The following is a 13,576-nucleotide window of genomic DNA, read 5'->3' as shown; positions in this document are numbered from 1 at the left end:
CGATTGATCACGCCGCGTGCCCCGCTATGGTCCGCGACGAACCGACAGGAGCAGGAAGCATGAGCCAGAGAGTCGTGGCGATCACCGGCGGATACGGCGCCCTTGGCCGGGCGGTCGTCGAGGCGGCGCAGGCGCGCGGCCTGTCGGTCGCCGTCATCGGCCGCACCCCGCCCCGCGCGCCGAGCCCCGATGTGTTCGAGATTAACGGCATCGACCTGACCGACCCCACGCAGGCGAAAGCCGCCATCGAGGCGGTCACCGCCCATCACGGCCGTCTTGACGCCCTGCTGAACATCGCCGGCGGCTTCGTCTGGAGCCCGGTCGAAGGCGATGGCGATGAATTCGACAAAATGTACGCCCTCAATGTCAGGACGACGCTGAACGCCAGCCGCGCCGCCCTGCCCTATCTGAAGGCCTCAGACGAAGGCCGCATCGTCAACATCGGCGCCAATGGCGCGATCAAGGCCGGGCACGGCATGGGCGCCTACGCCGCCTCCAAGGCCGGGGTTCACCGCCTGACCGAGGCCCTGGCCGAGGAGCTGAAGTCGACCTCGGTGACGGTCAACGCCGTCCTGCCCTCCATCATCGACACGGCGGCCAACCGCGCCGACATGCCCGACGCCGATCCGTCGAAGTGGGTCGCGCCCGCCGATCTGGCCGCCGTCATCCTGTTCCTCGCCTCGGCCGAGGCGCGGGCGGTGACGGGAGCCCTGATCCCTGTGACGGGCAAGGTCTGATGCGCGCGCGCAGCATCCTCTACCTGCCCGCCTCGAATGCGCGGGCGGTCGAGAAGGCCTGCACCCTGCCCTGCGACGTGGCGGTGCTGGACCTGGAGGACGCCGTCGCGCCCGAGATGAAAGCCGAAGCTCGTGCGGCCGCCGTCGCGGCGGCGCAGGAAGGCGGCTTCGGCCCGCACCTCGGCGTGCGGATCAACGGACTGGACACGCCGTGGGGCGCCGACGACCTGAAGGCCCTGCGTGACGCCCCCGTCGAGCTGATCGTCGCGCCAAAGGTCGGGAGCGCGGCCATGGTCCACGCCCTGTCGGCGGCGCTGCGCCCCGGCGTCGCCCTGTGGGCCATGATCGAGACGCCGCGCGCCCTGGTGGATCTCGGCGAGATCGCCGGAGCGGACGGCGCGCTGAGCGGCCTGATGCTGGGCGTCAACGATCTGGCCAAGGATCTGAAGACGGGCGCGTCGCCCGACCGGGAACCGCTGAAGCCTTGGCTGGCGGCCGTCGTGGCCCACGCCCGCGCCAACGGCCTGAACGTCATCGACGGCGTGTTCAACCGCATCAAGGACGAGGCCGGGTTCGCCGCAGAGTGCGCTCAGGGAAGACTGTATGGCTTTGACGGCAAGAGCCTGATCCATCCCGCTCAGATCGAGGGGGCGAACGCAGCGTTCGGCCCTTCGCCCGACGAGATCGAATGGGCGCGCAAGGTCGTGGCCGCCTTCGCCACGCCCGAGGCCGCCGGGCTGGGCGTCATCCGCGTTGAGGGCGAGATGGTGGAGCGGCTGCACCTGCACGCCGCCCAAAACCTTCTAGCCGATCTCTGACCCTTCTCCCCTTGAGGGAGAAGGTGGGCGCCGGAGGCGCTCGGATGAGGGGTGTCGGCGCGAGGGCAGATGATTAGCGACTTCGCTGGGAAACATTTCGGATAGGGCGCGCTCACACTCCTCATCCGTCAGGCTCCGCCTGCCACCTTCTCCCACAAGGGGAGAAGGAAGAGCGGGGTGGCGCCTTCCCGCGACAGACCTTAGACACGGCTCCATGACCGCACCGCTTCCGCCCCTGTCGAAAACCCGCGCCTGGGTCTGTGCGCCGGGGGTGTTGAAGGTGCCGTTCCTATCCGCCTTCCTGCCCGATTACGACCTGTCCGCCCTGCCCGGATCGTCAATCGAGGCCGTCCTCGGCTGGGGCATGAAGCCAACGGCGGAGGCGGGTCGACGTTGGGCGGCGAAGCACGACAAACCCTATGTCGCGTTGGAGGACGGCTTCCTGCGCTCGGTCGGGATCGGCGAGAGCGGAGCGACCAGCCTCAGCCTGATCGTCGATGATCTGGGCGTCTATTACGACGCGACCCGGCCCAGTCGGCTGGAACAGCTGATCGACACAGCCCCAGACTGGTGCGACGCCGCCATGAAGACCCGCGCGCGGGGCCTGATCAACCGCATCGTCGCCTCTGGCGTGTCCAAGACCAATATGGGCGGGCCGCTGGATGCAGATCTGCTGAAACCGGGCCGCCGGGTGCTGATCGTGGACCAGACCTTCGGTGACGCCTCCATCGGCTATGGACTGGCGACCGAGACCAGCTTCTCGGAGATGCTGGCGACCGCCCGGCGCGACGAGCCGGACGCCCAGTTGATCGTCAAGCGCCACCCCGCCGTGGCGGCGGGACGCAAGCAGGGCTGCATCCCGGCGGACCAGCTTCAGGGCGTCACCCTGATCGACACCGACGTGCGGCCCGCCGACCTGCTGGCGGCGGTGGACGCGGTCTATGTCGTGACCTCGGCGCTGGGGTTCGAGGCGCTGTTGCGCGGCCTGCCGGTGCGCTGCTTCGGCGCGCCCTTCTATTCCGGCTGGGGCCTGACGACGGACGCGGTCCAGACCCGGCGGCGCGGCGTCGCGCGCGATCTGGAGCAGATCGCGGCGGCGGCTCTGATCGCCTACACCCGCTATGTCGATCCGGTGACGGGCCAGCGGTGCGAGGCGGAACAGGCGCTGGAGCGGCTGATCGCCCTGCGCGACCGGGCCGACCGGCTGGCGGGCGCCTTCGCCGCCGTCGGCTTCGCCCCGGCCAAGCGGCCGCCGGTGCGCCGCCTGCTCAACTCGCCCAAGGGCCGTGTCCGCTATTTCTGGCGCTCCTCCGCCGCCGTCGCCCATGCGCGGGCGACGGGCGGCAGGCTGATCTGGTGGGCCGGCAAGGAGACGCCGCAGATCCGCGCCGCCGCCGACGCCTTCGAAGGGCCGGTCGTGCGGATGGAGGATGGCTTCATCCGCTCGCGCGGGCTGGGGTCCGACTTCTTCGGCGCCCTGTCGGTCGCGCTGGATGATCAGGGCGTCTATTATGACCCGACCCGCCCCAGCCGTCTGGAAAGCCTGATCAAGGCGGGCGAGCCGTCGCCGGATCAGATCGCGCGGGCCGAGGCCCTTCGCGCCCGCGTGGTCGATGCGGGCCTGTCGAAATACAATCTGAAGGGCGCGGGCGTCCCGGCGCACTGGCCGACCGACAAGCCCATCCTGCTGGTCGTGGGCCAGGTCGAGAACGACCGCTCGATCATGATGGGCTGCGGACCGGACCTTCGCACCAACTCGGGTCTGGTGAAGGCGGCGCGGGCGGATCATCCCGACGCCTTCCTGATCTATCGCAACCACCCGGACGTGACTGCGGGCAACCGGCCCGGCCTGCTGGACCATGCGGCGATGGAGGAGGTCGACGCCTCGGCCGACGATCTGGACATCATCGACTGCCTGAACGCCTGCGACCGGCTGGCCACCCTGACCTCCCTGACCGGGTTCGAGGCCCTGATGCGAGGCAAGCCGGTCAGCGTCTATGGCCGCCCCTTCTATGCCGGATGGGGCCTGACCGACGACCGGCTGACGTTCGAGCGCCGCACCCGCCGCGCCAGTCTGCAAAGCGTCATCCACGCCGCCCTGATCGGCTATCCGGTCTATGTCACGCCGGACGGCTGGCCGTGCGAGGCCGAGGATCTGGTCGAGGCCCTGATCGCCGCGCGCGACCATCCCCTGCCCGCCCCGCCGCGCGGCCGGATCAATCGCTGGTGGCGGGGCATAAAGGCCAGTCTCGACCGCAGCCTTCCCCCAGCTTATTGAGGAAGTTCGTCATCGCAACGGACTGAGTCCGGCCCGCGAGGCGCCCGAACTTCGCCGCGAGGCGCCGACATAAGGCTTGTCGAGCGTCGGGGACTCCATGTTCCCTCATGCAGCGAGGCGCCGCGCGCCGAGCGTCAGGGAACCATACAGTGCAAAAAGCCGTCATCTCCGCCACCGGCCTGTTCACGCCGGAACAGTCGATCTCGAACGAGGAGCTGGTCGGCGCCTACAACGCGTGGGCGGAAGGCTGGAACGCGGCCAACGCGCAGGCCATCGCCGCCGGAGAGGTCGAGGCCAAGACGCCCTCGTCCGAAGCCTTCATCGAGAAGGCCTCGGGCATCAAGGCGCGCTACGTCATGGACAAGTCGGGCATCATCGACCCCGAGCGGATGCTGCCCAATCTGCCCGCGCGCGGCGACGACGAGCTGTCGATCCTGGCCGAAATGGCGGTGAAGGCCGCGCAAGACGCCATCAAGGCCTGGGGCAAGCCGGTCAGCGAGATCGGCGCCGTCATCTGCGCCGCGTCGAACATGCAGCGCCCCTACCCCGCCATGGCCATTGAGGTGCAGCAGGCGCTGGGCATTGAGGGCTTCGCCTTCGACATGAACGTTGCGTGCAGCTCGGCCACCTTCGGCATCAAGACGGCGGCGGACTTCGTGGCCTCGGGCTCGGTCAAGGCCGTGCTGATGGTGAACCCAGAAATCTGCTCGGCGCACCTGAACTTCAAGGATCGCGACAGCCACTTCATCTTCGGCGACGTCGCCACGGCCGTCATCATCGAGGCCGAGGATCAGGCCGGGCCGGGCGGCTGGGACATTCTGGGCACGAAGCTGCAGACCAGCTTCTCGAACAACATCCGCAACAATTTCGGCTTTCTGAACCGCGCCGCCCTGCCGACCGACGGGCATGAGCCCGTCTCGTCCGACGGCCTGAGCGACAAGATGTTCGTCCAGCAGGGTCGCAAGGTGTTCAAGGAGGTGGTGCCGATGGTGTCGGAGATGATCCTGGACCACGCCGCCGAACTGAGCCTGGACCCGCACGGACTGAAGCGTCTGTGGCTGCACCAGGCCAACATCAACATGAACACCCTGATCGGCAGGAAGGTGCTGGGTCGCGAGCCTGAGCCCGGCGAGAACGTCATCATCCTGGACGACTACGCCAACACCTCCTCGGCCGGGTCGATCATCGCCTTCCATCTGCACCACGAGGGCTTCGCGCCGGGCGATACGGGTCTGATCTGCAGCTTCGGCGCAGGTTATTCGGCGGGCACGGTTTTTGTGCAAAAGCGCCCCTGATTCAGTCGTTCGGGAATCATTATTTCCGGCGGCGCTTGCACTGTTCGGAAAATTTTGCAAACCGTAACGCGTCGAGAAACAGGGGGGACGATGCCCGAATGACTCAGACAGCTTTGCCTTGGGCTGAAAAACTCAGTGATCCGCTGGCGCACGACGTGGCCACGGTGTTGCAACGCATGGGCGGTTCCGCCCATCAGGATATAGTCATCAACTGCGTCGCGGCGTTGAAGCGCCAACGCGGCGAGTCGGTGACTCAGGACCTCAAGATGAAGATCATCGAGGTGTTTGAACGCTATCGCGACTTCTTCATCCGCCCCTTCGGCGAAGGGTCCCTGCGCTGGGCTCTGGCGCCCGACGTCGCCTGACCCATAAGGTTTCAGTCAACGAAAAAGGCCCGCTCCGATGGAGCGGGCCTTCGTCATTTCAGACTATCCGCGCTTAGACCATTATCGGTTCGGATGGAATCAATCCGAACTCAGATCAATGGTCCAGATCAATCACTTGAGCGAATATCTGGGTTCACATGCGATCGCATGTGAACCGATTTCGCTCTAGAAGCGACGGATGTAGCTGACCGAATAGGCGTCAGCCTCGCCGCGGTCGTCGCGGAAGTCACGACGGGTCCAGTCGGCACGGACGCCGTTCACGCCGTCCAGATAGTAGTTGGCGCCGACGCCATAGTTCCAGCTGTCGCCGCCGACCTTGGTCTCGGCGCCCGCCAGTTCCTGCTTCAGCTCAGTGTGGCCGTAGCCGCCGCGAGCGAACAGTTCCAGCTTGTCGCCGATCGGGTATTTGCCGACGACATAACCGGCGGCGTCCCACTCATGCTTGATCTGGCCATCGACGCCGGCGACGGTGATGTCCTTATCCTTGACCCCTACCCCGACTTCCGTCTCGACGGCGAGGTAGCGGTTCAGGTCGACGCCCAGGCGCCCGCTGACGGCGCCGGTCTGGGCTGCGTCGCCTTCCATATGCGTGTAACCCAGCGATCCATAACCGCGCGGCTCAGGATTCGATTGAGCAAACGCCGGAACGGCAAGAACAGACATAGCGGCGGCGGCGAGAAGAACGTTACGCATTATTTCATACTCCTTAGATGATGTGACTTCTGTGATCACATGCCCCATCCAACACAGGGATAAATGGGTAGGCAGGACCTATAGTTCCATGCCGAATATCAAAGACATAGCCCTGTGATGCAATAACGACACATACAGTGTTACATCTAGATCTCAAAAAAAAAGAAGGGCGCGCTCCGCCGAGAAGCGCGCCCGATCCGTTCGCTTAAGTCGGCTTAGAAGCGACGGACGTAGTTGACCGAATAAACATCCACCTCGCCCCCATCGTCGGTGAAGTCACGGCGGGTCCAATCGCCGCGCAGGCCGTTCTGAGCGTCGAAGTAGTAGTTGGCGCCGACGCCGTAATTCCAGCTTTCACCGTCGGCCTTGCTCTCAAAACCGGCCAGTTCGCCCTTGATGCGGGTCGTGCCGTAACCGCCGCGCGCAAACAGTTCAAAGTTGGGCGTAACCGGCAGCGTGCCGACCGCATAGGCGGCCAGATCGTAGTCGTGCTTGATCTTGCCCTTGGCGCCGGCGACGGTGAAGTCGTGGTCCTTCACCCCGATCGAGCCCTCGCCCTCAACGCCGAAATAAGGGTTGAACTTGGCGCCCAGACGACCGGTCACCGCGCCCAGGTCCCCATCTGAATGGTCCAGTTGCGAATAGCCGAGCGTACCATAATAGGTGGGGCCGCCCGGCTGCATGACCTGGGCCGCAGCCGGCAGGGCGAATACAGACAGCGCGGCGGCGGCGAGAATAACATTACGCATGAGCTTCAATCACTCCTTATTGCGATGAGCAGGACTGGCCTGACCACCTTGCGGAGAAACAAAGCTCGCACGCCCGCAGACGTTCCTTATGCTTCATGAAGAAGTCGATGACTGTGCAATCGGAAGCACACACGACGTTCCTTCAAGAGCGACTATTATAAGACAAGAAAAAGGCGACCCTTTCGGATCGCCCTTTCCTTATCGATTTTGAGAGCCGACCTTAGCGGTCCTTCTCGCGCTCTACGCCCGAACGGGCGGCCAGCGCCGCCTGCGCCGCCGCCAGACGGGCGATCGGCACGCGGTAGGGCGAGCAGGAGACGTAGTCCAGCCCCACCTCTTCACAGAAGGCGATGGACGACGGGTCGCCGCCATGTTCGCCGCAGATGCCCATCTTCATGCCCGGCTTGGCCGCGCGACCGCGCTCCTCGGCGATGCGGATCAGGTCGCCTACGCCGTTCTGGTCCAGACGAACGAAGGGGTCGTTCTCGAAGATGCCCTTGTCGAGATAGACCTGCAAGAAGCGGCCGGAATCGTCGCGGCTGATGCCGAAGGTCGTCTGGGTCAGGTCGTTAGTGCCGAAGCTGAAGAATTCAGCATGCTCGGCCAGATCGGCGGCGCGCAGGGCCGCACGCGGCAGTTCGACCATGGTGCCGACCAGATAGTCCACGCTGTCGCCCGCCTCGACAAAGACGGCCTTGGCCGTGCGGTCGGTCAGCTCGCGCAGATATTTCATCTCCAGACCCAGGGCGACCAGCGGGTGCATGATCTCCGGGATCGGGGCGACGCCGGTGGACGCCTTCACCTGCAGCGCCGCCTCAAGGATGGCGCGGACCTGCATTTCATAGATTTCCGGATAGGCCACGCCCAGGCGACAGCCGCGATGGCCTAGCATGGGGTTGGTTTCCTGAAGCTCCTTGGCCCGACGCTTCAGCTTGGCCGCGTCCAGCCCCTGATGCGCGGCCAGGGCGTCGATTTCAGCCTCGGTGTGCGGGATGAACTCGTGCAGCGGCGGGTCCAGCAGACGCACGGTCACCGGCAGACCGCTCATGATCGCGAAGAGTTCGATAAAATCGGCCTTCTGGAACGGCGCGATCTTGGCCAGGGCGGCGCGACGGCCCGCCTCATCATCGGCCAGGATCATCTCGCGCACCGCCGCAATGCGGTCGTCGTCAAAGAACATGTGCTCGGTGCGCGACAGGCCGATGCCCTCGGCGCCGAAGCCGCGCGCGGTCTTGGCGTCCAGGGCGGTCTCGGCGTTGGCGCGGACCTTCAGGCGGCGGATGCCGTCGGCCCAGCCCATCAGGGTCTGGAAATCGCCCGTCAGCTCCGGCTCGATCATGGCCACGGCGCCGTCCAGCACCTCGCCCTTGCCGCCGTCGATGGTGATGACCTCGCCCGCCTTGAAGGTGCGGCCGCGCGCGGTGAAGGTCCCGGCCTTCTCATCGATCGAGATTTCGCCCGCGCCCGAGACGCAGGGGCGCCCCATGCCGCGCGCCACCACCGCCGCGTGGCTGGTCATGCCGCCGCGCGCCGTGACGATGCCGCGCGCCGCGTGCATGCCGTGGATGTCTTCGGGGCTGGTCTCGTCGCGGACCAGGATGACGGCGTCGCCCTGCTGGCCCAGACGTTCCGCCTCGTCGGCGTCGAAGACGATCTTGCCGGTCGCTGCACCCGGCGAGGCGGGCAGGCCCGCCGCCACCACGGTGCGCGCCGCCTTGGGGTCCAGCGTCGGGTGCAGCAACTGGTCCAGCGCCGCCGGTTCGACGCGGCTGACCGCCTCGTCCTGAGAGATGACGCCTTCCGAAGCCAGATCCACGGCGATCTTCAGCGCCGACTTGGCCGTGCGCTTGCCGTTGCGGGTCTGCAGCATCCACAGGCGGCCCTGCTCGACCGTGAACTCGATGTCCTGCATGTCGCGGTAGTGGCTTTCCAGCCGCCCCACTACGTCGACGAACTGGGCGAAGACCTCAGGCATGGCCTCTTCCATCGAAGGAGCCGTTTCGCCCATCTCCTCGCGGCCCGCCTTGGTCAGCGACTGCGGCGTGCGGATGCCGGCCACCACGTCCTCGCCCTGGGCGTTGATCAGGAACTCGCCGTACAGCTTGTTCTCGCCCGTCGAGGGGTTGCGGGTGAAGGCGACGCCGGTGGCCGAGGTCTCGCCCATGTTGCCGAACACCATCGACTGGACGTTGACGGCCGTGCCCCAGCTTTCGGGGATGTCGTGCATGCGGCGATAGAATTTCGCCCGGTCGTTCATCCAGCTTTCGAACACGGCGCCGACAGCGCCCCACAGCTGGGCCTGGGGATCCTGCGGGAAGGGCTTGCCCAGTTCGCGCTCGACCAAGGCCTTGTAGTCCGCGACCACCTTTTCCCAGTTCTCGGCGGTCAGTTCAGTGTCGACCGAGACGCCCAGACGATCCTTGTGGTCGTCCAGCACCTCTTCGAAATAGTCGTGGCCCAGACCCAGAACCACGTTGGAATACATGGTGATGAAGCGGCGATAGGAATCGAAGGCGAAGCGACGGTCGCCCGACAGCTTGGCCAGACCCTCGACCGTCTGGTCGTTCAGGCCCAGGTTCAGGACGGTATCCATCATGCCCGGCATGGAGGCGCGGGCGCCCGAGCGCACCGAGACCAGCAGGGGGTTGGCGGCGTCGCCAAAGGTCTTGCCCACCACGCCCTCGACGTGGGCGAGGGCCGCCTTGACCTGATCGGTCAGGTCGGTCGGATAGGTCTCTTCATTGGCGTAATACCAGGTGCAGACCTCGGTGGTGATGGTGAACCCCGGCGGCACCGGCAGGCCGAGGGACGACATCTCGGCCAGGTTCGCCCCCTTGCCGCCGAGAAGATTCTTCATCGAAGCGTCGCCGTCAGCGGATCCGCCGCCAAAGCCGTACACCCACTTGGTCATTTCGCAGTTCCTGAACCGTGGTCTGACTGCGGGTCCCAGCCCCGCATATGTAGAAGGGTGCGGGTATATTCTGAGTCCCGCCTTACGGACGCCCTCACTAGCGCGCTGCACCTGCGAAGGCGAGGCTGCAGTTGCAACAATCCGTGAGGGGATGTTTCGTACGGCAAGGCCGAGGCGCGGCGTGACGCACTGGAGGAAGCGGCTCGGGCCGCCTATCTAGGCCTTATGCCTATCGCCCGCCTCGACAGTCGCGCCCTGATCCGCATCAGCGGCCCCGACGCCCGCCCTTTCCTGCATAATCTGCTCACCCAGAACGTGGAGACGCTGCAGCCCGGCGAACTGCGCTTCGGCGCTCTGCTTTCGCCGCCGGGACGCCTGATGTTCGACCTGTTCATCTGGGGCGAGGAGGATGGCGTCATTCTGGATGTGGCGGCCGACCGGCGCGACGCCCTGCTCCAGCGTCTGTCGATGTACAGGCTGCGCTCCAGCGTGGATGTGATGGCGATTCCCGATGCTGTCTTCGTCGCCTGGGGCGCCGAGAGGCCGGACGGCTTTGTCGATGATCCCCGCTTGCCGGCGCTGGGCGGCCGCCGCTGGGGAGATCAGAGCGAGACCGACGCGACAGAGGCCGACTGGCAGGCGCACCGCCTGACGCTGGGCGTGCCCGATCCCACAGCCGACACGCTGCAGGACAAGACCTATCCGATCGAGGCGGACTTCGACCTGCTGAACGGCATCGACTTCCACAAGGGCTGCTTCATCGGTCAGGAGACGACCTCGCGGATGAAGCGGCGCGGCACGATCAAGAACCGCATGATGGCCATCACCTTCGACGGCCCCGCCCCCGAACGCGGCGCCGAGGTGCTGAACGGCGACCTGCGGGCGGGCGAAGTCATGACCGGCGCCGAGGGGCGCGCCATCGCCCTGATGCGCTTGGACCGCATGGAAGGCGACCTGACCGTCGAGGGCCGCTCCGTGCGGGTCGCGAAGCCCGACTGGATCCCTGATTTTCAAGGCTGAATTCGAAATAACGGAAAATCTGCTTGTCGCGATGTAAAAGTCGCTTGACGTAAGCGCGACCCCGTTGGTAAAGCTCACTTGTCAACACGACAGGGGAGCTTGTCATGAATACCCAGATCACCACCGCAGGCGAAGCCGCCGCCCGTAACAAGAAGAAGATGGACGACCTGACCGTCGTTCTGTGCGCCCTGACCGTGGTCGGAGTCAGCGCCACCGCCGCCACGCCCTTCTGGCCCGACGCCTGGGGCCGCGCGCCGTCGATCGGCGTTGTCGTCCTGGCCGCCGGACTAGCCGTCTTCACCGCCCTGCACACCCTCTACTGGTGGCGCGCCCTGGATGAGGCCGCCAAAGAGGCGCACAAATGGGCTTGGTGGTGGGGCGGCAACCTGGGCCTCGTCGCAGGCGGCGCGGCCGTCGTCATCGCCGCCCTCGCAGGCGTGAATTTGCTGCCCGCCGCCGTGCCGCACACCGATGCTGCCCTGATCGCCCTGGGCGTCTTCGCCGTCTTCGCGGCCCAGGCCGTCGGCTATGGCCTCGCCTGGTGCGGCTGGTGGATCGCCCGTCGATGACGAGCGCCTTCGTCAATCGCCTGAAGGTCTTCCGCGCAGAACGCGACTGGACCCAGGCCGATCTGGCCGAGCGCCTGGGCGTCTCGCGCCAGACCATCCAGGCGCTGGAGAAGGGCCGCTACGACCCTTCCCTGCCCCTCGCCTTCCGCATTTCCCGCCTCTTCGGCCAGCCGATCGAAGCCATCTTCATCGCCTGATCTGACCTCGCCTTAAACAAAACCTCTAAAATTCAAGGACTTCTCAATGACCATCGCACACCGCATGGGCCAAACGGCCAACTGTGTCTCGCGCTTCGCCGCCGGACTGCTGGCCGCCCTGGCCGCCTCCGCCGCCCTCGCCGCCGCCCCCGGCGTCGCCCACGCCGAAGCCCCCGGCTCGGTTTCCGCGGCGCCCATCCCCCGCGCCGAGGGCGCCGGCCCCCCGCTGTGGGTGGTCAGGGACGCGGACTCCACCGTCTATCTGTTCGGCACGGTCCATGTGCTGCGTCCCGGCACGGCCTGGGGCTCGGACAAGGTCAACGCCGCCTTCGCCAGCGCGTCCGACATCTGGGTCGAGATCGCCGATCAGGACGATCAGGCCGTGGTCATGCCGGTGATCCAGCAGCATGGCGTCGATCCGTCCCGCCCCCTGTCGTCCATCCTGTCGGCCGCAGACTTCGCCGCCTTCGACAAGGTCGCCCAGGCCAATGGCGCGTCAGGCGCGGCGCTGGACGCCTATCGTCCGTGGCTGGCGGCCTTCATGATCTCCATGTCGGGCCCGACCAACGCGGGCTATCGGTCCGAGGCGGGCGTCGACAAGACGCTGATGGATCGCGCCAGGGCGCAGGGCAAGGCGCTGCACGGCTTTGAAACCGCCGACATCCAGGTGCGCCTGATCGCGGGCATGAGCGAAGAGGCTCAGGTCGCCTATCTGAACAACTATGTCCGCAACGCAGACGGGATCATCACCAATCTGGATGATACCGTCGCCGCCTGGCTGAAGGGCGACGCCGCCGAGACGGGCCGCCTGAACCGCGTCAACACCCGCGACATTCATGAAGACATCCACCGCGCCGCCCTGATCGAGCGCAACGCCGACTGGACCAACCAGATCGAGACGATGATGCAGGGCGCAGGCACGGCCTTCGTCGCCGTCGGCGCCGCCCACCTGATGGATCAGGACAGCGTGATCGACATGCTGACGGCGAAGGGCTTCACGGTCGAGCGGCTGTAAGCTTCGCGTTCGGCGCATTGAGGGGCCCGGCGTCGTCGCCGGGCCTTTTTGCAGGCCCGTTCCCATCCCCGTCATCCTCCGGCAAGCCTCGAAGCGGAGCGAGACCGCAGGATAACGGGGATGATTGTTCACTTGCGCCGTCAGAACATTCCCGCAACCTCGCACCATGACCGAATCCGAAAAGGCTGAAGGCCGCTGCGGCTGGTGCGGGACGACGGACCCGCTCTACATCGCCTATCACGACACCGAATGGGGCGTGCCCGAATACGACCCTCGCGCCCTGTGGGAAAAGCTGGTTCTGGACGGCTTTCAGGCCGGGCTGGCCTGGGTCACCATCCTGAGAAAGCGCGAGGGGATGCGCGACGCCTTCGACGGGTTCGATCCCGAGATCATCGCCCGCTATGGAGAGGCCGACCGCGCGCGCCTACTGGCCGACCCCCGCATCATCCGCTCAGGCGCCAAGGTCGACGCCGCCATCAACGGCGCCCGCATCTGGCTGGACATGCGCGACAACGGCGAGGACTTTTCGGCCTGGCTGTGGTCCTTCGTCGGCGGCCGGCCGCGGGTGAATCAGTGGAGAGATTTCCGCGACGCCCCGACCCAGACGCCAGAAAGCGTCGCCATGGCCAAAGCCTTGAAGGCGCGCGGTTTCAAGTTCTGCGGCCCGGTCATCGTCTACGCCTTTCAGCAGGCGGTCGGTATGGTGAACGATCACCAGACCACCTGCTTCCGACACGCACAGATCAACGACGCACACGGACAAAAACATCAATCGGCAGGACGTGACGGTGGATCTGGTGACTGACGATCGCATCGCAACAACCCGAACCTTATAACAGATTGCTTTCGATTTCGGCCGCCCCTACCTAAACCTGCAATGGCTTGGTCGATGACGACATTGGCAAGAC

The 13,576-nt window shown here is 66.0% G+C and carries 13 protein-coding genes; 10 read left to right on the top strand and 3 right to left on the bottom strand.

The features are described 5' to 3' along the window. Nucleotides 1-59: 59 nt before the first annotated feature. The 5 genes from H556_RS0107815 (at nucleotide 60) to H556_RS0107795 (ending at nucleotide 5,493) form a co-directional block, all read left to right on the top strand. Nucleotides 60-737 (top strand): SDR family NAD(P)-dependent oxidoreductase, encoded by a 678-nt coding sequence (locus H556_RS0107815; protein WP_024353909.1) that lies wholly within the window; start codon nucleotides 60-62, stop codon nucleotides 735-737. After that, nucleotides 737-1,555, top strand: a complete 819-nt coding sequence (locus tag H556_RS0107810) for an HpcH/HpaI aldolase/citrate lyase family protein (protein WP_024353908.1) — start codon at nucleotides 737-739, stop codon at nucleotides 1,553-1,555. The genes H556_RS0107815 and H556_RS0107810 overlap by 1 nt, the downstream gene beginning before the upstream one ends. A 214-nt stretch (nucleotides 1,556-1,769) precedes the next feature. Continuing rightward, nucleotides 1,770-3,833 (top strand): capsular polysaccharide biosynthesis protein, encoded by a 2,064-nt coding sequence (locus H556_RS0107805; protein ID WP_245559448.1) that lies wholly within the window; start codon nucleotides 1,770-1,772, stop codon nucleotides 3,831-3,833. Between the two features lie 149 nt (nucleotides 3,834-3,982). Beyond that, on the top strand, nucleotides 3,983-5,128 hold the full coding sequence (locus H556_RS0107800) for a beta-ketoacyl-ACP synthase III (RefSeq protein ID WP_024353906.1): 1,146 nt from the start codon (nucleotides 3,983-3,985) through the stop codon (nucleotides 5,126-5,128). Nucleotides 5,129-5,226: 98 nt separating this feature from the next. Continuing rightward, nucleotides 5,227-5,493, top strand: a complete 267-nt coding sequence (locus H556_RS0107795; protein WP_024353905.1) for a hypothetical protein — start codon at nucleotides 5,227-5,229, stop codon at nucleotides 5,491-5,493. A gap of 186 nt (nucleotides 5,494-5,679) precedes the next feature. On the opposite strand, the gene H556_RS0107790 is transcribed toward H556_RS0107795, so the two are convergent. The 3 genes from H556_RS0107790 to ppdK form a co-directional block, all read right to left on the bottom strand. Continuing rightward, a complete protein-coding gene (locus H556_RS0107790) occupies nucleotides 5,680-6,207 on the bottom strand; it encodes a porin family protein (protein ID WP_024353904.1) in 528 nt (175 codons plus the stop codon). Between the two features lie 215 nt (nucleotides 6,208-6,422). Then, complete coding sequence (locus H556_RS0107785) at nucleotides 6,423-6,956, bottom strand: porin family protein (RefSeq protein ID WP_024353903.1); 534 nt, start codon at nucleotides 6,954-6,956, stop codon at nucleotides 6,423-6,425. Nucleotides 6,957-7,176: 220 nt separating this feature from the next. After that, nucleotides 7,177-9,867: a pyruvate, phosphate dikinase gene (gene ppdK / locus H556_RS0107780; RefSeq protein WP_024353902.1), complete on the bottom strand. Its 2,691-nt coding sequence runs from the start codon at nucleotides 9,865-9,867 to the stop codon at nucleotides 7,177-7,179. Nucleotides 9,868-10,092: 225 nt separating this feature from the next. On the opposite strand from ppdK, the gene ygfZ reads away from it, so the two are divergent. From ygfZ to H556_RS0107755, 5 genes are all read left to right on the top strand, one after another. Then, complete coding sequence (gene ygfZ, locus H556_RS0107775; protein ID WP_024353901.1) at nucleotides 10,093-10,887, top strand: CAF17-like 4Fe-4S cluster assembly/insertion protein YgfZ; 795 nt, start codon at nucleotides 10,093-10,095, stop codon at nucleotides 10,885-10,887. Nucleotides 10,888-10,991: 104 nt separating this feature from the next. Further along, on the top strand, nucleotides 10,992-11,456 hold the full coding sequence (locus tag H556_RS0107770) for a hypothetical protein (protein WP_024353900.1): 465 nt from the start codon (nucleotides 10,992-10,994) through the stop codon (nucleotides 11,454-11,456). Further along, on the top strand, nucleotides 11,453-11,653 hold the full coding sequence (locus H556_RS0107765) for a helix-turn-helix transcriptional regulator (protein WP_024353899.1): 201 nt from the start codon (nucleotides 11,453-11,455) through the stop codon (nucleotides 11,651-11,653). The genes H556_RS0107770 and H556_RS0107765 overlap by 4 nt, the downstream gene beginning before the upstream one ends. Before the next feature lie 46 nt (nucleotides 11,654-11,699). Next, entirely contained in the window at nucleotides 11,700-12,668 is a 969-nt protein-coding gene (locus tag H556_RS0107760) for a TraB/GumN family protein (RefSeq protein ID WP_024353898.1), read from the top strand. Between the two features lie 166 nt (nucleotides 12,669-12,834). After that, nucleotides 12,835-13,473 carry a DNA-3-methyladenine glycosylase I gene (locus tag H556_RS0107755; protein WP_024353897.1) on the top strand — a complete coding sequence of 213 codons (639 nt, stop codon included), beginning with the start codon at nucleotides 12,835-12,837 and terminating at the stop codon, nucleotides 13,471-13,473. Nucleotides 13,474-13,576: the final 103 nt, after the last annotated feature.

Origin of the sequence: Brevundimonas naejangsanensis DSM 23858, assembly GCF_000421705.1 — a bacterium.
Taxonomy (GTDB): domain Bacteria; phylum Pseudomonadota; class Alphaproteobacteria; order Caulobacterales; family Caulobacteraceae; genus Brevundimonas; species Brevundimonas naejangsanensis.
Note: the sequence above shows the minus strand (reverse complement) of the source record. Positions and strands in the feature narration are given on the sequence as shown.

Excerpts from the sequence above, each read along its gene's own strand:
- H556_RS0107815 (WP_024353909.1), top strand. The coding sequence starts at position 60 with ATGAGCCAGAGAGTCGTGGCGATCACCGGCGGATACGGCGCCCTTGGC.
- H556_RS0107810 (WP_024353908.1), top strand. The coding sequence starts at position 737 with ATGCGCGCGCGCAGCATCCTCTACCTGCCCGCCTCGAATGCGCGGGCG.
- H556_RS0107805 (WP_245559448.1), top strand. The coding sequence starts at position 1,770 with ATGACCGCACCGCTTCCGCCCCTGTCGAAAACCCGCGCCTGGGTCTGT.
- H556_RS0107795 (WP_024353905.1), top strand. The coding sequence starts at position 5,227 with ATGACTCAGACAGCTTTGCCTTGGGCTGAAAAACTCAGTGATCCGCTG.
- H556_RS0107790 (WP_024353904.1), bottom strand. The coding sequence starts at position 6,207 with ATGCGTAACGTTCTTCTCGCCGCCGCCGCTATGTCTGTTCTTGCCGTT.
- H556_RS0107785 (WP_024353903.1), bottom strand. The coding sequence starts at position 6,956 with ATGCGTAATGTTATTCTCGCCGCCGCCGCGCTGTCTGTATTCGCCCTG.
- ppdK (WP_024353902.1), bottom strand. The coding sequence starts at position 9,867 with ATGACCAAGTGGGTGTACGGCTTTGGCGGCGGATCCGCTGACGGCGAC.
- ygfZ (WP_024353901.1), top strand. The coding sequence starts at position 10,093 with ATGCCTATCGCCCGCCTCGACAGTCGCGCCCTGATCCGCATCAGCGGC.
- H556_RS0107770 (WP_024353900.1), top strand. The coding sequence starts at position 10,992 with ATGAATACCCAGATCACCACCGCAGGCGAAGCCGCCGCCCGTAACAAG.
- H556_RS0107765 (WP_024353899.1), top strand. The coding sequence starts at position 11,453 with ATGACGAGCGCCTTCGTCAATCGCCTGAAGGTCTTCCGCGCAGAACGC.
- H556_RS0107760 (WP_024353898.1), top strand. The coding sequence starts at position 11,700 with ATGACCATCGCACACCGCATGGGCCAAACGGCCAACTGTGTCTCGCGC.
- H556_RS0107755 (WP_024353897.1), top strand. The coding sequence starts at position 12,835 with ATGACCGAATCCGAAAAGGCTGAAGGCCGCTGCGGCTGGTGCGGGACG.